A 24,751-nucleotide genomic window follows, 5' to 3' on the forward strand; every position below is an offset into this window, starting at 1 on the left:
AGGAGAGCTGAGGTGACCGAGATCCGTCTGCCCGGCGGCCGTTGGCGGCTGTGGGAGCAGTTCGCCCTGCGCGGCCCGGGCTTCCCAGCCGACGGAGTGCTGCGCCTGGCCCCCGCCGGACTGGCCGGGGCGGCCGACAAGTTCGGCCCCGGGGACGCCCTGTCCGGCCCCGACTGGGACGCCTTCGCCGAGGGGTTCGACGAGGCCGCCGTCGCGACCGCGCACGCGCTGCAGGACATCGCCCGCACCCCCGCCTTCCGCGAGGCCGTGGCGTGGCAGAACCGGCCCGTGCTCGACTCGGGCATCAAGCCCTTCCTGAACTGGACCCCGACCGCCGCCGGACGCACCAGCATGCCCCGCCAGCGCGAGGAGCTGGTCGCCCACTACTGGCAGCGCTTCTGCGTCAAGAACGACACCATCGGCTTCTTCGGCCCCGTCGGCTGGGGCCGGTTCGACCCCGAGGCGGGCGCGGGCGTCCGCGTCGACCCGGGCGAGGGGCTGGTCGCCGCGACCGAACTGTACTTCGCCGGCTGGGCGGTGGACGCGCTCGCTGCGAGCCTTGCCGCCGACCCGGCCGCACGGGAGTGGATCGCGCCCTGGCGTGTTCCCTTCGTCCGCGCGGACGGCGACCGGGTGATCGTGCCGGGCCGTCCGCCGCAGCAGGCGGGCGCCGAGCTCACGGCCGTGCTGGCCCGCTGCGACGGCGTCCGCACGGCCCACCGGCTCGCCGAGGAACTGCCGGAGTGGGACGTCCCCACCGTGCTGGACGAACTCGTGCGCCGCCGCTGGGCGGTGTGGCGGCTGGAGGTCCCGGCCGCCACCCGGCCCGAGCGCTGGCTGCGCGCCTGGCTCGACACCGTCGGCGACGCAGGACTGCGCGAACGCGGCCTCCACGGGCTCGAGTTGCTGGAACGCGGACGCGAACGGGTGCGCGCCGCCCGGGGCGCCGACCAGGTCGTCGCCGCGATGTCGCTGCTGGAGCAGGAGTTCGTCGAGCTGACCGAGACCGCCGCGGTGCGGGAGAAGTCGGCCGGGACCGCGCCCTGCCGGGCGCTGGTCTACTCCGACTGCCGTCGCGCCGCGACGGCCCGGATCGGCGCCGAGGTCGCCGAGGTCCTGGCCGCTTCCCTGGAACCGCTGTTCACCGCGGCCGGGTGGCTCACCTCGCGCCTCGCGGCGGAGGTGATGGAGGCGGCCAAGGGCGTGCACGCGCGGCTCGCCGCCGAGGGGCCGGTGGACCTGGCGTCGTTCTGGTTCGCCTGCATGCCGATCCTGCACGGCGACGCGCGGGAGGCCGCGCAGCGGCTCCAGCAGGAGTTCCAGGCTCACTGGCAGGCGATCCTCGCCCCCGAGCCGGGGGTGCGCCGGGTCGGGCGTGAGCTCGCGGACGTCGCCGCGGCCGTCGCCGAACGCTTCGCTGCGGGGCCCTTCGCCGACGCCGGCCCGGGCTGGACCGCCGCGCGCTACCTCAGCCCCGACGTGATGATCGCGGCGCGGCGCGCGGAGGCGATCGAGCGCGGCGAGTTCCAACTCGTCCTCGGCGAGCTGCACCTGGCCTCCAACACGCTCGGCGCCTCGCTCTTCGTGCACCAGCACGCCGAGCCCGCGGAGCTCGCCGCGCTCACCGACCGGGACCACCCCGGACCGCGACTGACCCCGCTGCTGCCCAAGGAGCACCGCTCGCGGCTCTCCGCCCGGGTCAAGTACGCGCTGCGCCGGCCCGAGGACTACCAGGTCGCCCTGGTGGACCAGACCGGCGACCCCGCGGATCCGCGCACCCTGCTGAGCGCGGACCTGGCGGTAGTGGAACAGGACGGCGACCTGCGGGTCGTCCTGCCGGACGGGACCGGGTTCCCCGCGGTCGACGTCTTCGCGCACGTGCTCACCACGCTCGCGATGGACCTGTTCCAGATCCTGCCCGAGGCGGAGCACACCCCGCGCGTCACCGTCGACCGGCTGGTCGTCGCCCGCGAGACGTGGCGCCTGCGCGCCACGGACCTCGACTTCCCGGAGGAGAAGGACGAACGCCGCCGCTTCGTCCGGGCCCGCCACTGGCGCGAGCAGCAGGGCCTGCCCCGCTTCGTCTTCGTCGTCTCACCGGCCGAGTCCCGCCCGTTCTACGTGGACTTCGACAGCCCCGTGTACGTCACCGTGCTGGCCAAGGCGCTGCGACGCCTGGCCCGCCGGGACCCTGACGGACGGGTGGTCATCACCGAGATGCTGCCCACCCCGGAGCAGACCTGGCTCACGGACGACACGGGGCGCACCTACACCAGCGAACTCCGCTTCGTCGCGGTGGACGAGCGCCACCTCCCCGGAGGTGATGCCTAACGGCTACGCCTGACGCGGTGTTGCACCTCCAGGGGCGCGGGGACCCGCGCGAGCAACCGCCCTGTGCGGACGGCCCCGCGCGGTCGGGCCTCTCCGTGGGTGGGCGCTTGTCGCGCGGTTCCCCGCGCCCCTGAGGCGGTGCGGCTACCTGCGGGAGCGAAGCTGAGCGCGCAGTGCGGGTTGCGCGCAGCGCTGCGTCTTCTTCCCTACTGGCCGATGCGGCCCGAGCGGCAGTCTGCAGGAAACACCGCTTGGAGGCCCCCGTGACTGCAACCTCAGCCGTCCCCGACGGCGCGCTCGACCACGAGCGTCCACGCACCGCGTCCTTCGCGCAGCGCCGGCTCTGGTTCCTGGACCAACTCGCCAAGGACGCCTCCGGCTCCCTGCTGCCGCTGGCCCTGCGGCTCCGCGGTCCCCTCGACGCCGACGCGCTGGAGCGCGCGCTCGCGGGGATCGCCGACCGGCACGAGGTCCTGCGGACCCGCTTCACCGCCGTCGGAGGCGAGCCCGTGCCGCGGGTGGACCCGGCGGGCAGCACCGCGCTGGAGCGGGTCGAGGCGACGGACGTCGCCTCCCTCTTCGCCGAGCAGCTGGCCCGCCCGCTGGACCTCGCCACCGAGCACCCGATGCGCGCCGTCCTGGCCCGGCTCGGGGCCGACGACCACGTCCTGCTGGTGACGATCCATCACATCGCGGTCGACGGCTGGTCCTGGGACGTGCTGATGCGCGAACTCGCGGCCGGGTACCAGGGCGAGGCCGTCGCCGCGCCGGCACTGCAGTACGGCGAGGTGGCCGCCGCGCAGGCCGAACGGCTCAGCGGCGCGCGGATGGAGAAGCTGCTGGGCTACTGGCGTGAGCGCCTCGACGGTCTGACGCCGCTGGCCCTGCCCACGGACCGGCCGCGGCCCCGCTTCTGGGACGGCGCGGGCGACGTCGTGCGCTTCCGGCTCCCGGCCGACCTCGTGGCCGAGGTGGACGTGCTCGCCCGCAAGCACCGGGCGACCCGCTACATGCTGCTGCTCGCCGTCTACCAGGCGCTGCTGGGCCACTGGTCCGGCCGGACCGACATCGCCGTCTGCTCCACCCTGGCCGACCGCGGCAGCGCCCAGGTCGCCGACCTGATCGGCCCGTTCGTCAACACCGTTGTGCTTCGGGCCGACCTGTCCGGCGGGCCCGACTTCGACACGCTGCTGGACCGGGTGCGGGGCGGCGTGCTGCAGGACCTCTCCCGCTGCGAGGCCCCGTTCGACACCGTCGTGCGGGCCGTCGGCGGCGAGCGCGACCTGTCCCGGCACCCGCTGGCGCAGGCCTCGTTCACCCTGCTCAACACCGCCCACCACGAGCTGCGCCTGCCCGGCCTGGAGGTCGAGCTGGTGCCGCCGCCGCTCGGCGGGACGCCGCTCGACGTCTTCCTCGACCTCAACCTGTGCCCGGACGGCTCCGTCGCGGCCCGGCTCCAGTACGCGACGGCCCTGTTCGATGCGGCGACGATGGAGCGGTTCAGCTCCGCCTACGTCGAGCTGCTGCGCGCGGTGCTGGCCGATCCGCGGACCCCCGTGCGCGAGCTGGCGGCGCGCCTGGCGCTGCTGCCGAGCGCGGCCCAGGGCACGGACGTCGCCACCGTCGTGAACGAGTGGAGCCGGGCCGCCGACCGGCCCGAGGGTGAGCCGGCCCCGGTCGCCTTCGCCGGTCCGGCCGAGGCGGTCGCGCTGGTCTGCGCCAGCCGCACCGTCAGCTACGGCGAGCTGGACGGGCTGACCGGCGGTCTCGCCACCGCCCTGCGCGAGGCGGGGGTCACGGCGGGCGGCCCGGTCGGCGTGCTGGTCCGGCGCGGTGTCTGGTCCGTGGCCGCGATGGGCGCGGCCTGGCGGGCCGGCGGCGTCTACGTGCCGCTGGACGCGGACCTGCCGCAGCAGCGCCTGGCCTTCATGGTGCGGGAGGCGGGCCTGGTCGCGCTGGTGGCGGACGAGCGGACCGCGTTCCTCGCCGAGGAGCTGGCCGCGCAGGCCGCGACCGACGAGGCGCACCCCGGCCTCCGGCCCCGCGCCGCTGCGCCCACCGCGCACAAGGCGGGCGCGGCCCCAGCCGGCTCACCGGCGGCGGCCGGCGACTGCGGAGCCACGGGTCCCGCGGCTGTTCCGGCCACGGGTGCGCCGGCCGCGGGCGGCGCACCGCTGCCGGTCGTCCGGGTCGAGGCCGTGGTGCCCGACGCCGGCGCGCCGCGTCACACCCCGCACCCCCACGAGCTGGCCCACGTCATCTTCACCTCCGGCTCCACCGGCCGCCCCAAGGCGGTCGGCGTCGAGCACCGGGCGCTGGCCGCGCACGTCGCCGCCGCCCGCGAGCGGTTCGCCGTCACGGCGGACGACCGGGTCCTCGCCTTCTCCTCCTTCTGCTTCGACGCCTCACTCGACCAGCTGCTGCCCGCCCTCGGCTGCGGCGCGCGGGTGGTGATCCGCCCGGACGAGCCGTGGCTGCCCACCCAGGTCGCCGAGGCCGTCGCCCGGCACGGCCTCACCGTGGTCAACCTGCCGCCGACCTTCTGGACCGAGCTCGCGTTCAGCCTGGACCGCCGCAGCGCCGCGCAGCTGGCCACACTGCGGCTGCTGATCCTGGGCGGCGAGGCGGTCCCGTCCGGCGCGCTGGCCGCGTGGCGGGAAGTCGTGCCGCAGGTCCGGGTCTGCAACGCCTACGGCCCGACCGAGACCACCGTCACCGCCGCCACCTTCGACGCGGCCGAACCGGTGGACGGCCGGGTGCCGATCGGCCGGCCGCTCGGTCGGCGCCGCGCCTACGTGGTCGACGCGCACGACGAGCCCGTGGCCGTCGGCGTCCCCGGCGAGCTGCTGATCGGCGGACCGGAGGTGGCCCGCGGCTACCTCGGCCGTCCGGCCCTGACCGCCGAGCGCTTCGTGCCGGACCCCTTCGCCGCCGACGGCAGCCGTCTCTACCGCACCGGCGACGTGGCGCAGTGGCTGCCCTCGGGCGACCTGGAGTTCCTGGGCCGCCGCGACGACCAGGTGAAGATCCGCGGCTTCCGCGTCGAGCTGGGCGAGGTCGAGGCGGTGCTGCGGTCCGCTCCCGGCGTGACCGCCGCCGCCGTCCGTCCGGACGCGGCCACGGGGCAGAGCCTGGGCGGGTACGTGGTGGGCGAGGGCGTCGACGCGGCGGCGCTGCGCGCGTGGTGCGCCGAGCGGCTGCCGCACTACGCGGTGCCCGCGGACTTCCTGGTGCTGGACGCGCTGCCGGTCACCGTCTCCGGCAAGCTGGACCGGGCCGCCCTGCCGGACCTGCGCCCGGACCGCTCCGCCTCCGGCGCCGGCTACGCCGCGCCGCGCACCGACGACGAACGGCTCATCGCCTCCATCTGGGCCGACGTGCTGGGCGTCGAGCGCATCGGCATCGACGACAGCTTCTTCGAGCTGGGCGGCCACTCGCTGCTGGCCACCATGGCCGTCTCCCGTGTCGCGGAGCGGCTGGGCCGCGACGTCGAGCTGCGCGCGCTCTTCGAGAACCCGCGCATCCGCGAGTTCGGCCCGCTGGTCGCCGCCGCCCGCAAGGCGGCCGGGGCGCAGGTGGTCCCGGTGGACCGCTCCGGCCCGCTGCCACTCTCCTTCGCGCAGGAGCGCCTGTGGTTCCTTGACCGCACCTCGGACCAGGGCGACGAGTACGTGCTCTGGTTCTCCTGGCGGCTGCGCGGCCGCCTGGACCGGGCCGCCTGGCAGGCCGCGCTCGATGCCATGACGGACCGCCACGAGGTGCTGCGCACCGCCCTGCTGGAGGTGGACGGCCGTCCGGTGCAGCAGGTCTGCGACCCGGTCCCGGTGCCGCTGGAGTGGTGCGACGCCCAGGAGGGCCTGGACGAGGACGAGATCCGCCGCCAGGCCCACGCCCTCGCCACCCGCCGCTTCGACCTGACCCGGCCGCCGATGCTGCGCGCGGGCGTGTGGCAGTTGGACGCCGAGGACCAGGTCGCCGTCGTCGTCTTCCACCACGTCGCCACCGACGGCTGGTCCAAGGACGTCTTCCTGCAGGAGCTCACCGAGCTCTACCGGGCCGAGCTGGCCGGGCGCCGCGCGGTGCTGCCGCCGCTGCCGGTGCAGTACGGCGACTACGCCGTCTGGCAGCGCGACCGCGCCGAGAGCGGCGCGCTGGACGAGCAGTTGGCGCACTGGACCGGGGCGCTGCGCGGCGTGCCGGTGCTGGAGCTGCCCACCGACCGGCCGCGACCGGCCGGCTGGTCCGGCCGCGGCGGCGCGGTGGAGCTGACCCTGCCGACCGAGATGGGCGCGCGGCTGGACGCCTTCGCCCGCGAGCACGGCGTGACCCGGTTCATGGTGCTGCTCGCCGTCACCCAGGCGGTGCTGGCCCGCTGGACGGGACAGACGGACGTGGCCGTCGGCACCCCGGTGACCGGCCGCGGCCGCGCCGAACTCGAGCGGCTGGTGGGGTTCTTCGTCAACACCGTGGTGCTGCGCACCGACCTCGCCGGCGAGCCGACCTTCACCGCGCTGCTGGAGCAGGTCAAGGGCCGCGTGCTGGACGCGTTCGACCACCAGGACGTGCCGTTCGAGCGCGTGGTGGAGCAGCTGCGGCCCGAGCGCGACCTGTCGCGCAACCCGCTGTTCCAGGTCATGGTCGACGTGCAGGAGTCGGCGACCGGCGGGCCCGGCATCGACGGCCTCTCAGCGAGCGACTTCACCCTCCCGTGGCGCTCGGCCAAGTTCGACCTGACCGCCGCCTTCCTGCTGTATCCGCACCGCTTCGCGCTCAACGTCGAGTTCGCCGCCGACCTGTTCGACCCGGAGACGGCGCTGCGTTTCGCCGCACACGTCGGCCGGGTGCTGGAGGCGGTGCTGGAGGACCCCGACGCGGTCGTGGACCGGATCGACCTGCTGACGGCCGAGGAGCGCGCCGAGCTGGTCGCCGCCGCGGGCGTCGAGGCCGCGGCCGCGCCGCCGTTCGCGGTCGCGGGCGAGCCGGACGCCGTCGCGCTGGTCTGCGAGGGCGAGCGGCTCACCTACGCGGAGCTGGACGCGCTGACGGGTGGCCTGGCGGCGGCGATGACCGACGCCGGGGTCACCGGGGGCACACCCGTCGGCGTCTGCCTGCGGCGCGGCACCGGCTCGGTGGCGGCGATGACCGCCGTCTGGCGCGCGGGCGGCATGTACGTGCCGCTGGACCCGCAGCTGCCCGTCGAGCGCCTGCGCTACATGCTGGCCGAGGCCGGCGTCGGCCTGGTCCTCGCCGACGCGGCGACCGCCCCCGCCCTCGCCGGACTGGACGTGCCGCTGCTGCGCGCGGACCAGGTGCGGCCCGACGCGGCCGGCCCCCGGTGCGAGGGCGCACCCGACGGCCTCGCCTACACCATCTTCACCTCGGGCTCCACCGGTCGCCCGAAGGCCGTCGGCGTCGAGCACCACGCACTGGCCGCGCACGTCGCCTCGGCGCGCGAGCTCTTCCGGCTGACGCCGCAGGACCGGGTGCTGGCCTTCGCCTCGCTCTCCTTCGACGCCTCCCTGGAGCAGATCCTGCCCGCGCTGAGCGTCGGCGCGCGGGTGGTGATCCGGCCCGACGAGGTCTGGTCGGTGGAGGAGCTGGCGGCCCGGGTCCGCGACGAGGGCGTCACCGTGATGGAGCTGACCCCGTCGTACTGGGAGGAGGTCGTCGCCCGCCTGGATGTGGTCGCGGCCGACCTGGCCTCGCTACGGCTGCTGGTGACCGGCGGCGAGGTGCTGCCGTCCGGCCCGCTGGCGGCCTGGTTCCGGCATCTGCCGGACGTCCACGTGGTCAACACCTACGGGCCCACCGAGACCGTCATCTCCGCGACCGCGCACGAGATCGACGCGCCGGTCCAGGGCCGGGTCCCGATCGGCCGCCCGCTCGGCTCGCGCCGCGCCTACGTGGCCGACGCGCACGGCGCGCTGGTCCCGGTCGGCATCCCCGGCGAACTGCTGGTCGGCGGACCGGAGCTGGCGCGCGGGTACCTGGGCCGCACGGCGCTGACCGCGGAGCGGTTCCTGCCCGATCCGTTCGGGCCCGGCGGCGGCCGGATCTACCGCACCGGCGACCTGGTGCGCCGACTGCCCAGCGGCGAGCTGGAGTTCGTCGGCCGCAGCGACAACCAGGTGAAGATCCGCGGCTTCCGGGTCGAGCCCGGCGAGGCCGAGGCGGTGCTGCGCCGCCACGCGGGCGTGCACGCCGCCGCCGTGCTGGTGCGCGAGCTGCGCGGCGAGCCGGCGCTGGTCGGCTACGTCGCGGGCGCCGGGCTCTCCGCCGACCGACTGGCCGCACACTGCCGCGCCGAACTGCCCGGCTACCTCGTCCCCTCGGTCTTCGTGCTGCTGGACCAGCTGCCGCTGACCGTGCAGGGCAAGCTGGACACCGCCGCCCTGCCCGAGCCCGAGCCGCCGGCGCCCGTGGCGTTCACGGCGCCGCGCACGCCCACCGAGACCGTCATCGCGCAGATCTGGGCCGAGGTCCTGGGCGTCGCCAAGGTCGGCGTCCACGACGACTTCTTCGCCCTCGGCGGTCACTCGCTGCGCGCCGTCTCCGCCGCCTCCCGGCTCCGGACCGCCTTCGACTGCCCCGTCCAGGTGCGCGACCTGTTCGAGCACCCGACCGTCGAGCTGCTGGCCGCCGAGGTCGAGCGGCAGCTCGTGGAACTGATCTCCGCCATGAGCGAGGACGAGATCGACCTGTCCCTGACGTGGACCGACTGAGACCTGATTGGACCCCAAGCATCATGACCACTTCGGAGATCCGGCCGGTCACGGCTCCCGGCGCCAAGCCCCGTCCCGTCCTGTCCGACGCCGCGCGCAAGCTGCTGGAGCAGCGCCTGCGCGGGCTCGCGGCCCAGGTCGCGCCCGCCGGGATCCCGCGGCTCGACCCGCGCCCGGCCGAGGTGCCGCTCTCGGCGCCGCAGCAACGGCTGTACTTCCTCGACCAGATCGACCCCGGCGCGCCCACCTACCTGATGCCGGCCGCCTGGCGGCTCACCGGCCCGCTCGACGCCGCCGCGCTCGCCGCCGCCGTCGACGACCTGGTGTCCCGGCACGCGCAGCTGCGCGTCACCTTCCCCGCCGAGGACGGGCTGCCGATGCAGCGCGTCCACGCCGCCGGGCTGCCGCTCGCGGTGGTCGAGGCGGAGGGGGACGGCGTGCGCGCCGCCGTGCAGGAGGCGGCGACCCGCCCGTTCGACCTGGCCGCCGCACCCGCCTTCCGGGCCACCCTGGTCCGGGCCGGGGCCGAGGAGCACGTGCTGGTGCTCGCCATGCACCACATCGTCTCCGACGGCTGGTCGCTGGACCTGCTGGTGCGCGACCTGCGCGAGCTCTACCGGGCCCGCGTCGAGGGCTCCCCCGCCGAGCTGCCCGCGCTGCCGATCGACTACACCGACTACGCCGTGTGGCAGCGCGCCGCCGACCAGAGCGCCGAACTGGACTACTGGCGCGGACGGTTGGCGGGCCTGACCCCGCTGGATCTGCCCACCGACCGGCCACGTCCCGCCACGCCCTGCCACGAGGGCGCCGTGCACCGCCTCGCTCTGCCCGAGGAGCTGTGCGTCTCGCTGGCGGCGCTGAACCGCCGCACCGACACGTCCTCCTACATGACCGTCGCCGCCGCCTTCCAGGCCGCGCTGGCCTTCCACGGCGGCCAGACCGACGTGTCGCTGGGCACCGTCGTCGCCAACCGCGAGCGGGCCGAGACCGAGCAGTTGGTCGGCTTCTTCGTCAACACGCTCGTGCTGCGCGCCGACCTGTCCGACGACCCGACGCCGGCGGCGCTGCTGACCCGCACCCGCGACGCCGTGCTCGGCGCGCTCTCGCACCAGGGCCTGCCGTTCGAGCAGGTGGTCGACGCGCTGAGCCCCGAGCGCGACCTGGCCCGCAACCCGCTGTTCCAGGTGCTGTTCACGCACGCCGAGGCCGGTCGTGGCGGCTTCGCGCTCGGCCGCGCGCAGGCCGAGCCGTTCCCGGTGGAGCTCACCAGCGCCAAGTTCGACCTGCACCTGGAGCTGCGCGACGACCAGGGCCGGCTGGAGCTCGTCCTGGTCTACCGGCCCGATCTCTACGACGCCGCCACCGCCGAGGCGCTGACCGCGCACACCCTCGCCGTGCTGCGCGCCTTCGCCGAGGCCCCGGACGCGCCGCTGAGCACCGCCCCGCTCCTCACGGCGGCCGAGCGCACCTGGCTGCTCGGCGCGCAGGGCCCCGCTCAGCCCGAGGCGCGCCTCGCGGCCGTCCCGCGCACCGCGCCGCAGCGCGTCGCGGAGCACGTCGCCCGCACGCCGCACGCCGTCGCGGTGAGCGGCGGCGGCCGGACGCTGACCTACGCCGAGCTGGACGAGGCCGCCTCGGCGCTGGCTCGCCGGCTGCGGGCGCTCGGGGTGGGCCGGGAGTCGCTGGTCGGCGTCTGCCTCGGCCGGTCCGTGGACCTGGCCGTGGCGCTGCTCGCGGTCTGGCGTGCGGGCGGCGCGTACCTGCCGCTCGACCCCAACCATCCGCGTGCGCGGCGCGAGTTCACCGTCCAGGACGCGGGCGTGCGCTACGTGGTCGCGGACGAGGTCGGCGCCGTGGCGGTCGACGGGCTGCCGGTCGAGATCGTGCCACTGCGCGCCGACGGCGACGTGGGCTGGCCCGAGGGACGGCCCGAGACGGACGCCCGCCCGGCCGCCGACGATCTCGCCTACGTCATCTACACCTCCGGTTCCACCGGCCGCCCCAAGGGCGTCGAGCTGACCCACGCCAACCTGGCCTGGCTGCTCGGCGCGGCCGACGAGCACTTCGACTTCGGTCCGCGGGACGCCTGGACGCTGGTCCACTCCCCCGCCTTCGACTTCTCCGTCTGGGAGCTGTGGGGCCCGCTGACCAGCGGCGGCCGGGTCGTCGTGCTGACCGAGGACGAGGTGCGCGACCCGTCCTCGGTGGTGCGGGTGCTGCGCGAGGAGCGAATCACCGTCCTCAACCAGACGCCCGCCGCCTTCAAGGGCCTGCGCGCCCATCTCGCCCAGTCGGACGTCGACTTCGCGGACCTCTCGCTGCGCGTGGTGGTCTTCGGCGGCGAGGCGTTCGACGTCCGCGACTACCGCGACTGGTTCGCGGACGGCGGGAACGCCGTGGGCCGGCCGGCCCTGGTCAACATGTACGGGATCACCGAGACCACGGTCCACGTCACCTTCCGCACCATCACCGGCGCGGATCCGGACGGGCCCGTCCGCTCGCCCATCGGCCGTCCGCTGACGGGGCAGCACGGCTACGTCCTCGACGCGCACGGCCGTCTCGCGCCCCGCGGCACCGTCGGCGAGCTGCACGTCGCGGGCGGCGGCGTGGCGCGCGGCTACCGGGGGCGCCCGGAGCTGACCGCGGAGCGTTTCCCCGCCGACCCGTTCACGCCAGGTCGGCGCATGTACCGGACCGGCGACCTGGTCCAGGTCCTGCCCGACGGCGAGCTGGCCTACGTCGGCCGCGCGGACCACCAGGTGAAGATCCGCGGCTACCGGATCGAGCCCGGCGAGATCGAGACCGCGCTCAAGGCCCAGTCCGGGATCGCCGACGCCTGCGTGGTCGCCCGGACCGAGACGCACGGCGGCGCGCGCCTGGTCGCGCACGTCGTGACGACCGAGGGCCGCCCGCTGGACCCGGCGGCGGTGCGCGACCGGCTCCGGATCGACCTGCCCGAGTACATGGTCCCGGCGCTCTTCGTGCGCCACCCGAAGCTGCCGATCACCGCGAACGGCAAGGTCGACCGCAACGCGCTCGCCGCCGTCGCGGGCGCGGACGAGACGGCCGGCGCTGCCTACGAAGCCCCCGTCGGCGCCGCCGAGCAGACCCTGGCCCGGATCTGGTGCGAGGTGCTGAGCACCGAGCGGGTCGGCCGCACCGCCAACTTCTTCGACCTGGGCGGCGACTCGATCCTCGCGCTGCGCGTGGTGGGCCTCGCCCGCGCGGGCGGGCTGGGCGTCAGCGTCGCGGACGTCTTCCGCGCCCGGACGCTGGCCGACCTGGCCCGGCTGGCCACCGCCGCCGTGGACGCGCCCGCGCCCGTCGTCCCTTTCTCGCAGCTCGATCCGGCGGACGCCGCCCGGCTGCCGGAGGGGCTGGAGGACGCATACCCGCTCACCCCGCTCCAGGCCGGAATGCTGCACGAGATGCTGGCCGACCCGAGCCGCGGCGCGTACCACAACGTCACCGACCTCAAGATCCATGTCCCGGAAGGCTTCGACCTCGCCGCCTTCCAGTCCTCCGCCGACGCGGTGGTGCGCGCGCACAGCATCCTGCGCTCCTCCGTCGACCTGGCCTCCTACGCCGAACCGACGCTGCTGGTGCACCCGACGGCCGCACTCCCCGTCGGCTACCGCGATCTGCGGGGCCTGCCGCGCGCGGGGCAGCGGACCGCCCTGAAGGCCCACGTGGCGAGCGAGTTCGAGCGGCGCTTCGACCTGGCCGAGGCGCCGCTGGTGCGGATCCACCTGTTCCACGTCGCCGACACCGAACTACGGCTGGTCCTGACGGACTGCCACATCGTGCTGGACGGCTGGAGCCTGACCTCGCTCATCGCGGACCTGCTGGACCTGCATCGCGCGGCCGTCGTCGACGGCGCCACGCCTGCTCTGCCGCCGGCGCCCGCGTTCGCCGACTACGTGGCCCTGGAGCGCGCCGCGAGCGGCAGCGAGCAGAGCCTCGCCTACTGGCGGCGCACCCTGGCCGACCTGGAGCCGGTCCACTTCGTCCGCCGGGCCGCCGAGGACGGCTCCCTCTACGAGGCCCGGCGCACCTTCCCGCAGCTCACCGGCCCGCTGGGCGAGCTGGCCCGCCGCGCCGGAGTGCCGCTGCGCACGGTGCTGCTGACCGCGTTCCACCACGTCATGGGAATGTTCGCGGAACAGAACGACGCGGCGGGCCCGCACGCGGTCGGGATGGTCGTCAACGGCCGCCCCGAGTACGCGGGCGCGGACCGGATGCGTGGACTCTTCCTCAACACCGTGCCGTTCGGCCTGCCGACCGCGCCCGAGGGCGACAGCTGGCTGGACCTGCTGCGCCACGTCTTCGCCGCCGAGCAGGAGTTGATGCCGCACCGGCGCGTCCCGCTGGCCCGCATCCAGCAACTGTGCCCCGGCGCGGGCACGCTGGTGGAGGCGGTCTTCAACTACGTGAACTTCCACCGGCTGGAGGGCGACAGCTGGGACGAGTCGCTGGAGGTCGCCCGGACCACCTTCCCGCTCGCGCTGAACGCCAGCCCCGGCGGCTTCACCCTGGACACGGACGCCGCCTGCTTCGACACCGCGACCACCGAGCAGCTCGCCGACCTGCTGCGCGAGTGCCTCGACGCGATGCTCGCCGACCCGGACGCCCCCGCCACCCGCCCCGCGCTGCGCGGCGCGGCCCGCGAACGGGCCCTGGTCACCTGGGCCGAGGGGCCGACGGCCGTCAACCCGCCGCTGACCTTCCACGGCTGCGTCCGCGAGCAGGCCCGGCTGCGGCCGGACGCACCGGCGATCGCGCACGGCGACCTCGTGCTCAGCTACGCCGAACTCGACTCCTCCGCTGACCGGTTGGCCGCGCGCCTGCGCGAACTGGGCGTCGGCGCGGAGACGACGGTCGGCGTCTGCCTGGACCGCGGCCCGGAGCTGGTGCGGGCGGTGCTGGCGGTGCTCAAGGCGGGCGGCGCGTTCGTCCCGCTGGACGCCGCCTACCCGACCGAGCGCCTCGCCTTCATGGCCTCGGACAGCGGCATGACCGTGCTGATCAGCCAGCGCGGTCTGGCGGACGCGGTGCCGTTCGACGGCCGGGTGCTGCTCGTCGACGACCCGGCCGACGCCGAACCGGCCACCGAGCTCGGGGAGATCGCCGTCGACCCGCTGCACGCGGCCTACGTCATCTACACCTCCGGCTCCACGGGCGTGCCCAAGGGCGTCACCGTGCACCACGACGGCCTCGCCAACATGCTCCGGGCACAGCGCGACGGCCTGCGGCCGACGCCGCAGGACCGGGTGCTGCAGTTCGCCTCGTCCAGCTTCGACGCCTGCGTCTTCGAGCTCACCTGGGCGCTGGCCAACGGCGCCTGCCTGGTCACCGCGCCCAAGGACGCGCTGCGCGCCGGCCCGGACCTGGCCCGCACACTGCGCGGGCAGCGCGTCACCGCGGCCGTGCTGCCGCCGACCGCGCTGGCCGTCATGCCGGGCGAGCACCTGCCTGCGCTGGCCACACTGATGGTCGCCGGCGAGGCCTGCCCGGCCGAGCTGGCCGACGCGTGGTCGGCGGACCGCCGCTTCCTCAACGGCTACGGTCTGACCGAGACCTCGGTCTGGTCCCACCTGGCCCAGTGCCACCCGGGCGAGGGCCGCCCGGCCATCGGCGGACCGGTCCGCAACACCCGCTCCTACCTGCTCGACCGCGACCTGCAGCCGGTCCCGGTGGGCGTCCCCGGCGAGATCTACGTCGGCGGCCCGAGCGTGGTCCGCTGCTACCTGGGCCGTCCGGGGCTGACGGCCGCGAGCTTCGTGCCCGACCCCTTCGGCCCGCCTGGCGCCCGTCTCTTCCGCACCGGCGACCTGGGCCGCCACCGCGCCGACGGCTCGGTCGAGTACCTGGGCCGCCGCGACTCCCAGGTCAAGCTGCGCGGCCTGCGGATCGAGCTCGGCGAAGTCGAGGCCGCGGTGCGGCAACTGCCGCAGGTGCACTCGGCGGCGGTGCTGCTCCGCACCGACCTGCCGGGCGGCCCGGGTCTGGTCGCCTATGTGGTCGCCCAGCCCGGAGAGACGCCCGGCGAGGCACCCGGTGAGCCGCTCACCGCGGAGGCGATCCGGCAGGCGCTGCGCACCCGGATGCCCGCCTACATGGTCCCCGGCCGCTTCGTCTTCCTCGACGCGCTGCCGCTGACCAGCAACGAGAAGGTCGACCGCAAGGCGCTGCCGGCCCCCGCCCTGGAGCGGTCCGACCTCAGCGCCGCCTACGTCGCCCCGACCACCGCGGCCGAGCTGGCGCTCGTCGAGGTCTGGCGGGAGGTGCTGGGCGTCGAGGAGATCGGCGTGCACGACGACTTCTTCGAGCTCGGCGGCAGCTCGCTGTCGACGGTCCGGGTCGCCGCCAAGGCGCTCGCACGCGGTGTCACGGTCACGGTCCGGGACCTCGTCGAGGCCCCCACGGTAGCCCAACTGGCGCTGCGGGCGGCCCAGTCCGCGCCCTCGGTGATCCGGTCGGAGGTGACGCTGCGCGCGGGCGAGGGCGCTCCGCTGTACTGCGTGCACCCGACCGGCGGCTCCGCCACCTGGTACGTGCCGCTGGCGCGGGCGCTGCCCGAGGGCAGCGCGGTGGCCGCCTTCCAGGCGCGCGGACTGGTCGGCGGCGTCGACCCGCAGACCGTGCCGGGCATCGCCGCCAACTACGCCGCCGAGATCGCCGCCCACGGCGACCTCGGCCCGCAGCGGATCCTCGGCTGGTCCATGGGCGCGAACATCGCGCTGGAGCTCGCCACCCAACTCGTCGAAGCCGGACGACCAGTGGCGCCGCTGGTGCTGATCGAGCCGTATCTGCCGCACCCGGCCGCGGCCGAGCGCCTCGCGGGCTTCGTCGCCGACATGGCTGACGCCCTGCGCCTGCGCGACGCGCTGCGCGCCACCCCGGAGGGCTCGCCGGAGCGGGCGTCGGCCGCGGCCGTGCTCCAGGACCGGCTGCTGGCCGCCGGCATGGCGACGAGCGAGGCCGCGCTCGTCGCGGACGCGCCGATCGAGGTCTGGCACTCGCTGCTCGCGGCCCTGGCCGACTACGAGATCCGGCCCTACCCCGGCCACGTCCACCTCGTCATCGGCCAGGAGTCGGCGGAGCTGCCCCAAGGGGAGCCGATGCCGGGCCTGGACGTCGACCACGCCACCTACGTGGCCCGCTGGCGCGAGCTGGCGCCGGGCGGCCTGACCGTGCACACCCTCCCCGGCGACCACCGCACCATGCTCACCGACCCGCTCGTGGCGGGCCTGGCCGCGCTGCTGACCGAACTCGACCCCGCCACCGGGCAGGAGGCCCGCCGATGAGCACCCCCACGCTGACCCGCACCCGCTTCGCCGAGCGCTACCTGCTCGACCCGGCCGTCAACGCCGACCCGTACCCGTACCTGAACGCGCTGCGCGAGCACGAGCCGGTCTTCTGGAGCCCGATGCACCGCGCCTGGCTGATCACCGGCTACGACCAGGTGATGCGCTGCCTGCGCGACCCGGCGGTCTCCGCCGACCGGGTGCGCCCGCTCATGGACGCCGTCCCCGAGGGCGCCCGCGAGGACGCCGAGCGCGCCTTCGGCATCCTCTCCAGCTGGATGGTCTTCAACGACCCGCCGAACCACCGCCGGCTGCGGCAGGTCTTCCAGGAGCAGTTCGCGGCACGGGCGGTGGCGCGCTACCGCACCTTCACCGAGCGGGCGACCCAGGCCATGCTGGCCCGCAAGGCGGCCCCGGGCCGCACCGGCGACCTGTACGCGGACATCGCCAAGCCGCTGCCCGCGCTGGTCTTCGCCCGCTGGCTGGGCGTGCCGCAGGCCCACGGCCCCTCGTTCTGGTACTGGAACGCCAAGGTGGCCGACCTGGTGCTGGGCACGGCCCAGCAGGAGAGCGAGTACCGCACCTCGCTCCAGTCGCTGTGCAGCCTGGAGGACTACCTCGCCGACCTGGTCGCCCAGCGCCAGGCCGACCCCAAGGACGACCTGATCAGCTCGGTGCTGGCGGCCGGGCGCATCGGCGACAGCGTCACCGAGGCGGAGTTCGTCGGCATGCTCACCCAGATGGCCTTCGCGGGCGGCGAGACCACCAGCAACCTGATCGCCAACACCATGCTGGCGCTGCTCGGGCAGCCGGAGCTGCTGGACGCCGTCCGGGCCGAACCGGGGCTGGCGGCGGTGGCGGTCGAGGAGACGCTGCGCCTGGACGGACCGTCGAAGATGTCGATCCGCAACGCCGCACGGGACTTCGAGCTGGACGGCCACACCGTGCGCGCCGGGGACCGGATCTTCCTCGTCACCGCGGCCGCCAACCGTGACCCGGCCAAGTTCCCCGACCCGGACGCCTTCGACCTGCGCCGCGCGGACGGCACCCACCTCGGCTTCGGGTTCGGCGCGCACTTCTGCATCGGCGCGGCGCTGGCCCGCCTGGTGGCCGGCGTCGTGGTCTCGGTCCTGGTCCGCGAGCATCCGCGGCTCGCCCTGGACGCGCGACGGCTCGCGTGGCAGCCGTCCCTGCTCAACCGAAGCCTGACCGCGCTGCCCGTCCGGTACTGATCCCACCGACCGGGGCGCCGCCCGCCCGGACGGCGCCCCCACGAAAGGTCTCCCCTCACCATGGCTGCCACCGCCTCCGCCCCCGCACCCGCCGTCGAGGCACCCACCCCCACGCTCTGGGCGCCGCTTCGGCTCCGCTCCTTCCGACTGCTCTGGCTCGGTCAGTCCCTCTCCCTCCTCGGCGACGGCTTCAGCACCATCGCCTTCTCCTGGATCACCCTCGCGGTCACCCACTCGACCCTCGACCTCGGCTACGTGCTCACCCTGCAGGCCGTCCCGCGCGCCCTGCTGACGCTGGTCGGCGGCTCGCTCAGCGACAAGTGGTCCCCGCGCACGCTGATGACGGCCTCCAGCCTCACCCGCGCCCTGGTCATGGGCGCGGTCGGCGTGGCCGGCCTGAGCGGCGGCCTGGGCCTGTGGCTGCTGCTGGCCGCGGCCGGGCTCTTCGGCGCGGTGGACGCGTTCTTCCAGCCGGCGCGCGTGACGGTGCTGCCCTCGGTGGTGGACAAGGCGCTGCTCACCCAGGCCAACTCGCTGCTCGGCACCGGCACCAGGATCAGCGCGGTCCTCGGCCCGGCACTCGGCGGCATCGTGGTCGCGGTGACCCAGCCGTCGGTCGCCTTCGTGGTGGACGCGGTCTGCTTCGCGCTGTGCGGCCTGCTGGTCTCCCGCATCCGGCCGCTGACGAGCCGCCCGAAGGCGGCCGCCGCCGGGGAGAAGGGCGAGGGCCTCGGCGCCCGGATCCGCGTCGGCGTCGGCTTCGCCCTCAAGGACCCGCGCATCCGCACGATCCTCGCCCTCGACACGGCGGTCAACTTCTCCTACGCGGGCCCGTTCACGGTCGGCTTCGCCACGCTGGCCCGCGCAGCGGGCCACGGCGGCTCCACCACCCTGGGCCTCCTCAACGGCGCGCTCGCCGGCGGCGCGATGCTCGGCACCCTCGTCGGCGGCACGGTCAAGGGCAGCCCCCGCGTCGGCCTCATGGTCGCGGCGCTGGCCGGCTGGCTGGCCATCGGCATGGGTGCGCTCGGGCTGGTGAACAGCCCCGTCGCGGCGGTGGCGACGGTCCTCGCGATGGGCTTCGGCATCGGGTTCCAGGGCGTCTTCGGCCTCAGCTGGATCCAGCGCAACATCCCGGGCGAGGTGCTGAGCCGCGTCGTCTCGGTGGACATGGTCCTCGGCTACGCGGCCGCGCCGATCTCGCTCGTCGCCTGCGGGGCGCTGGCGCGCACCGGCGCGGGTGCCTTGTTCGCGCTTCCGGCCGTCATCCTGGCCCTGACCGCGCTGGCGACCCTCTCCTCCGCGCAGGTCCGTTCAATGAGGTAGTCGCGACTCCCAGGGGCGCGGGGCTCTGCCGATATGCGGCTCCGCCGCGTGGGCGCGGGCAACCACCCTGTGCGGACGGCCCTGTTCAGCGAGGACCCGCTGCCCCGGGTGGCTTCTCGCGCAGTTCCCCGCGCCCCTGGAGGGTGGAGGCCGACAGCGCGCAGAGCGCGGCTCGGTTGGGCACGGCTGTCTTCGCGATCAGCGAAGCGATGTGCTTCTCCACCGTCCGCGGCGAGATGTACAGCCGCTCCGCGATGTCCTTGTTGCCCAGCCGCTCCGCCAGCACCACGAAGACCTCGTACTCGCGGACCGTCACCCCCTGGGCACGGAGGCCTTCGGGGATGCGGTCAGCGCCGCTGCGGTGCTGGTGCACCGACGCGCCCATGGCGCGCAGCGCGGCACGGCAGGCGTTGGCGACCGCAGGGACCTCGCGTTCGTGGAAGAAGTGCTCCGCTCCGCGCAGCCAGGCGACCGGCTCGCCCCAGCCGTCGGCGTGGGCCGCCTCCGCCACCAGGCGCAGGCCCAGCTGCTGGGCCACGGGGTAGGCCTCGGCCTCGCGGACGGCGTGGGCCACCGCCGCCGCGGCCGCCTCGCCGCGGCCCTCGCGGCCGAGGAGGACCGCGTCGGCCAGGGCCAGGAACTGGCGGTTCCAGCGCATGCGGCCGGGGGCCGTCGCCGCCGCCGCGCTCAGCGCGGTCTGGTCGGCGCGGCCGTCGAGGACGTCCAGCAGGACGCCGACGCCGAGCCGGCCGCTGAGGTAGTACGTGCTGGGGTTGTCCCGCTCCAGCCGTGCCACCTCCGCGAGTTCGCGCAGCGCGAGCCCGCGGTCCTCCTCCATCAGCGCGCAGAAGGTGCGGGCCAGGCCGACGGCCAGCACCTCCTCCTGGGAGCCGGCTCCGTCCCACGCCGAGAAGGCGCTCAGCGCCTCCTCCATGCCCGCGCGGTCGCCCAGGTGCGCGCACGCGCTGGCCCTGGCCATGAGCGTGTAGCGGATCACGGGGGCCAGACGCAGGCGGCGCACCACGGCCAGGCACTCCTCCGCGGCCTCCCGGGCGCGGTCGAACTCGCCGCGCAGCACGGAGTCGAGGATCAGGATGCCGTCGATGGTGTAGACGATGGTGGCCGCGCCGAGGCGCAGCGCCTCCTCGCGGGCGGTGCGCAGCCCGCTCGGGTCGGTCTCGGCCAGCCAGCCGTTGCCGCCGATCCGGGTGAGCGCGTAGAGGCGTTGCAGCGGCAGCCGGTGGCGTTCGGCCGCCCCCAGCGCGCGTTCCAGGACGGCCTGGGCCTCCTCGGGGTCGCGCTCCCTGGCGACGACCGCGAGCAGTTCCCAGCCCTGGCAGGCGACGATGGACAGTTCGTGCCGCTCGGCGACCTCCACCGCGGACCGGGCCAGCTTCTCGGCGAACAGGGTGCGGTCCGGCCCGGGGGTGTCCAGCGCGAGGTAGGCCGCGACCACGTCGACGGGCGCGACGTGGGCCTCGTCCGCGAGCGGGCCGAGGGCCTCGCGGGCGAGCGCGACCTGCCGGTTGCCGTCGACCCAACGCCCGGCCGTGTGGGCGACCTTCGCCAGGCGGGTGTGCAGCGCCGCGATCCGGGCGCGGCTGAGGTCGGCACCGCCGAGCTCGCGGAGGTGTTCTGCCAGGTCGAAGGCGCGCCCGAACTCCCCGGCCTCGGCGAGGGCGGGCAGCAGCGACTCCAGGACCTCGGCGCGGGCGACCGCGTCGTCCAAACCGCTCAGCAGGCACTCGGCCCGGTCCAGCAGGGCGACGGCGGAGCCGATCGCGCCGTCCGCCAGGGCGCGGCGTCCGGCCTCGGCGTAGAGGCGGCCGGCCTCGGCCTCCTCCCCCGCCTGCAGGCGCAGTTCGGCGGCCAGGGGGCACCACTCGCCGGTGAGCCTCGGGTGCAGCTCCTCGACCGCGTCCGCCGCCCGGTGCGCGAGCTGCGCCCGGTTGTCGGGGGTCAGCTGGGTGAACAGCGCCTCCAGGGTCAGCGAGTGCCGGAAGGCGTACCAGTCCGGCGCGGGCTCGTCGGGCAGCACCAACTGCGCGGCGACGCCCGCGTGCAGGTGGCTGAGCAGGCTCCGGTCGTCGATTCCCGTCATCCGCTGGAGCACGGTCAGCGGGAACCGGCGGCCCAGCACGGCCGCCGCCGACAGCAACGCCAGGCCCTGCGGGCCCAGCCGGTCGATCCGCCGCAGGATGCCGCGGGCCAGCGAGCCGGACACGTCGCTGCGCAGGTCGCCGACGACCCGCCAGCCGTCAAGTCCCTGCACCAGCGCGCCGCCGCCGACCAGCGACTGGAGCAGCTCCTCCACCAGGAACGGGCTGCCGGAACTGTCGTCCCAGAGGCGTTCGAGCACCGGCGGCGGCACCTGCGCGGGCTCGACGCCGAGGCCGACGGAGATCAGCTCCTGGACCTGGGGCCGGGTCAGCGGCGGCAGGTCCAGGACGGTGCCGGTGCCCCGTCTGCGGGCGGCGGAGGCGAGGTCGAGGGCGTCGCTGAACTCGGTGCGGATGGTAGCCAGCAGCGTCACCGGGGTGTACTCGAGGTTGTCGACCAGGTACTCCACGACGGCGAGCGTCTCCGGGTCGGCCTCGTGCAGGTCCTCCAGGAGCAGCAGTTGGCCGCGGCCGCGCCCCGCGGCGATCAGCAGGCGCAGCACCGCCTCGCCGAGGATCACCATGGAGCTGTTCTCCTGGTCCCCGACGCTCCACTCGGGTATGAGCCGGCCGAGGACCGGCCGGTAGGGGCCGAGTGCCTGGTCGTCGATCGGCTCGCCGCCGCGGAAGAGCGACATCAGCGCCTCGGTCAGCGGCCGGAACGGCACGGTGGGACCGGTGGCGGTGCTCCGCCCGCGCAGCACCCGCATGCCCGCGGTGAACGCCTCCCCCGCCGCCTCGGCGGCGAGCCGGGACTTACCGACGCCTGCCTCACCGACGATGAAGACGGCTCCGCCCCGGCCCTGGCGGGCATCCTCGAGTGCCTGCCGCAGGTGCCCCAGTTGGGTATCGCGTCCGATGACGCGTGCCGTCTGAGAACGCATGATCGCTGATCGTAGTTGATAGGTGCACGTCCACGGCAGACTGCGAACGCTCTTTGTGGAGGACCTGTGACGAAGCGAGGACGCCGACCCGCACAAGCGGATCAACGTCCTCGCCCGATATGCCGAGTTCTTACCTGATTCGTGATCAGGAGATGTGCGGCGCGGAGACCGAGGTGTCGACGGTGCTCAGCGCGACCACGAGACCGCTGGTCAGCACCAGGCCGGCCAGGACCCGGGCCCGGGCGCAGACCCGGTTGCGGCCGGAGAGGGTGATCCCGCCCGCGGGGTCCTGCTCCGTCGCGTCCACGGCCTCGGCGGAGAGCTCGGTCTCGACGATCGCGGCGGTGGAGATCTGGTTCATCGGGATTCCCTTTCGTGGTTCTGCGCGGTCACGGCGGCAGAGAGAGGACGGTGGCGGAGCGGGTTTCGGGTCGCGCGGTCCAGCGGTGCGGTGCCTTGTGGTGCGTCGTGGTGCGTCCAGCGTGTTCGTGCGGTTCAGCGTGTTCGTGCGGTTCAGGTCGCGGCCGGTGACGGCAGCAGCGGGGAAGGGACGTCGTCGGGACAGGCGAGGCGGAGCAGGCCGTAGCCGATGCCGGCCAAGCCGTTCAGCAGGCCGGGGGTCGGCACCTGGTCGGGCGTCCCGCAGCGCGGGCCGAGCAGTTCCACCGCGCCCAGCAGCTCGCCGCTGCGGCGCTCGAGCGCGGTGCGGGCGGTGCGGCTGCCGCGTCCGGCCAGGACGCTCAGCGCCTCCAGCGCGCCGAGCGCTCCCCGGCGCAGGCTCTGGTCCTCCGGGAGCAGCCGGCCGGCGCCGGCGTCCACGGCCGCGGCCAACTCCTCGGCCAGCTCCTCGTCGAGGTCGTCGTCGAGGTCGTCGTCGAGCTCGTCGTCCCGGTCGCGGACGTCGCTGGAGTCCGCGGCGGCGAGGACGACGCCGGACAGTCCGGAGTGCCAGGAGGCGTCCTCCGTGCCCGTCCGTGCGGCCGTGAGTGCGGTGCGCAGCAGCTCGGCCGCCGCTGCGGCGTGCCGGGCGACCGCGGGGACGTCCCCGTGCGCCGCGGCGTAGCGCCTCAGCGCCCAGCCGATCCCGGCGTCGCCCTCGGCGAATCCCGGCACCGTGGCGTCGGCGGCGGAGCGGGCCGCCACACGGTCGAGCAGGGTGTCGGCGACGGCCCGGGCCAGCTCCGCCGCCTGGGCGGATCCAGTCGCCTGCCAGGCCGCGACCGCGGCGGCGAGCGCACCGGCGAGCCCGGTCGCCACCCCGTCGGCGCTCGACCACTCGGCGGCCGGTCCTTCGACCGTCCCCTCCGCCGGTCCGGCGACGGCGTGGGCGAGCGCGACCAGCGCCAGCTCCAGGCAGTCGTCCGGCGCGGCCTCCGCGAACCCGGCGCGGTCGCCCAGCAGTTCACGCAGCCGCAGCAGGCCGTGGACGATGCCGCCGATCCCGTCGAGCCCGCCCGGCCCGGCGGCCAGGCTGAGCTCCGGGTCCAGCGCGAGGGCGCGCAGAAGCGAGGGCAGCGGGCGCAGCACCGCGCAGGCGAGGTCGAGGTAGCGCTCGGCGCCGACGAGCCGTCCGGCCTGGGCGAGGAAGAGGGCCACCCCGGTGTAGCCCTGGGCGAGCCCGGCGCCCATCGGCAGCACCGCCCAGTGGGCGTCCACGACCTGCTCCAGACCGAGCCAGTTGGCGCGCCCCCCGGCGTGCACGGCCCGGGCGACGAGCTCGTCGGCGACGCCGCAGGCGGCGGCGAGCAGCCGGCCCCGGGTCGGCGGGGCGACGGCCGGAGCCGACGCGGTCAGCAGCTGGGACCGCGGTCCTCCCGAGCCCGCGGTCCCGGCGGAGACGGCCAGCGAGGCCGCGATGACCCATTCCTGGTCGTACCGGTCGACCTCGCCCATCCCCGCGATCTTGGCGTGCACCGCGGTCAGGGCCGGCACCGGCAGGACCGCGTCCACCCCGGCGCCGCCGGAGGTCCACACGGCCGTCCGGTCGGGACGGTGCGTGAACAGCGGCACGTCGCCGCGCCACAGGTCGGCGATCTCGTACTCCACCAGCCGCTGCCGGGCCGGGTCCTGGGCCGACTCGGTCCACAGCACCGCGAAGACGGCGTCCCTGGCCAGCGCGTCGTGCAGCAGGTCGGGGTGGGTCGACTCCTCCAGCAGGGTCGTGTAGAGCCGGGTGGCCCGCACGATCAGCCGCCCCGGAGCGTCCGCCCAGCGCGCCAACGGCCCTTCAGCGTCCAGCAGTTCGTCAAGGTGACCGGCGAGGGCGTCGTAGCCGAGCCGGAACCCGGCGAGCAGCGCCGCGCGGTGGTCGGCCGGGGCGGCGGCCAGCCCCTGCGGCAGCGGCTGGTTCTGCGCCGCCGGGCTGTCGGCTCCGCCGCGCACGGCGCGCATCAGGTCGGTCCCCGCGTGCTCCCAGCGCAGGCAGGCGCTCGGGTAGGCGCCGGAGTCGACCCGGCCCAGCGCGGAGATGTCCAGCGCGCCCTGCTCGCCGATCAGCAGCGTGGGCAGCAGGCAGGTCCGCTGGACCGAGGCCCGCAGCGCCTCGGCCGCCGGATCGTGGCCGACGGTGGTGGCCTGGGGCAGGCCGCCGTGGAGCAGCGTCTCGGCGTCCACCAGCACGGGCTGGTCGCCGCAGGCGATGAGGTTCTCGTAGTGCATGTCGGCGCCGTCGACCGCGTAGAGCAGGGCGAGCAGCGCGCCCTGGCGGCGGTAGAAGCGGTCCGCCTCGGCGGTGGTGGCGCACCAGCGGTGCTCGACGAACTCCAGCCAGCCGTAGCCCGGTCGGCGCAG

General features: G+C 75.4%; 8 protein-coding genes. 5 read left to right on the forward strand and 3 right to left on the reverse strand.

The annotated features are described in order from the left end of the window. The first annotated feature begins 12 nt into the window (after positions 1 to 12). The 5 genes from TR48_RS10725 to TR48_RS10745 all read left to right on the forward strand — a co-directional run bounded on the left by TR48_RS10725 (position 13) and on the right by TR48_RS10745 (position 18,918). Positions 13 to 2,331, forward strand: coding sequence for a lantibiotic dehydratase (locus TR48_RS10725; RefSeq protein ID WP_042365809.1), 2,319 nt, complete (start codon positions 13 to 15; stop codon positions 2,329 to 2,331). Positions 2,332 to 2,594: 263 nt separating this feature from the next. Next, on the forward strand, positions 2,595 to 9,053 hold the full coding sequence (locus TR48_RS10730) for a non-ribosomal peptide synthetase (protein ID WP_042365889.1): 6,459 nt from the start codon (positions 2,595 to 2,597) through the stop codon (positions 9,051 to 9,053). Between the two features lie 23 nt (positions 9,054 to 9,076). Beyond that, positions 9,077 to 16,360 carry a non-ribosomal peptide synthetase gene (locus TR48_RS10735; protein WP_052442558.1) on the forward strand — a complete coding sequence of 2,428 codons (7,284 nt, stop codon included), beginning with the start codon at positions 9,077 to 9,079 and terminating at the stop codon, positions 16,358 to 16,360. Further along, positions 16,357 to 17,592 (forward strand): cytochrome P450, encoded by a 1,236-nt coding sequence (locus tag TR48_RS10740; RefSeq protein ID WP_042365814.1) that lies wholly within the window; start codon positions 16,357 to 16,359, stop codon positions 17,590 to 17,592. Before TR48_RS10735 ends, TR48_RS10740 begins: the two co-directional genes overlap by 4 nt. Positions 17,593 to 17,652: 60 nt before the next feature. Further along, on the forward strand, positions 17,653 to 18,918 hold the full coding sequence (locus TR48_RS10745; protein ID WP_042365816.1) for an MFS transporter: 1,266 nt from the start codon (positions 17,653 to 17,655) through the stop codon (positions 18,916 to 18,918). Positions 18,919 to 19,003: 85 nt separating this feature from the next. On the opposite strand, the gene TR48_RS10750 is transcribed toward TR48_RS10745, so the two are convergent. From TR48_RS10750 to TR48_RS10760, 3 genes are all read right to left on the reverse strand, one after another. Further along, positions 19,004 to 21,961, reverse strand: a complete 2,958-nt coding sequence (locus tag TR48_RS10750; RefSeq protein ID WP_042365817.1) for a helix-turn-helix transcriptional regulator — start codon at positions 21,959 to 21,961, stop codon at positions 19,004 to 19,006. A 145-nt stretch (positions 21,962 to 22,106) separates the two neighbouring features. Then, positions 22,107 to 22,322 (reverse strand): hypothetical protein, encoded by a 216-nt coding sequence (locus TR48_RS10755; protein ID WP_042365819.1) that lies wholly within the window; start codon positions 22,320 to 22,322, stop codon positions 22,107 to 22,109. Between the two features lie 152 nt (positions 22,323 to 22,474). Next, on the reverse strand, positions 22,475 to 24,751 hold a 2,277-nt coding region (locus TR48_RS10760; protein ID WP_042365822.1), incomplete at its 5' end, for a type 2 lanthipeptide synthetase LanM family protein.

The sequence above is a fragment of the Streptacidiphilus neutrinimicus genome (genome assembly GCF_000787815.1).
Classification (GTDB): domain Bacteria; phylum Actinomycetota; class Actinomycetes; order Streptomycetales; family Streptomycetaceae; genus Streptacidiphilus; species Streptacidiphilus neutrinimicus.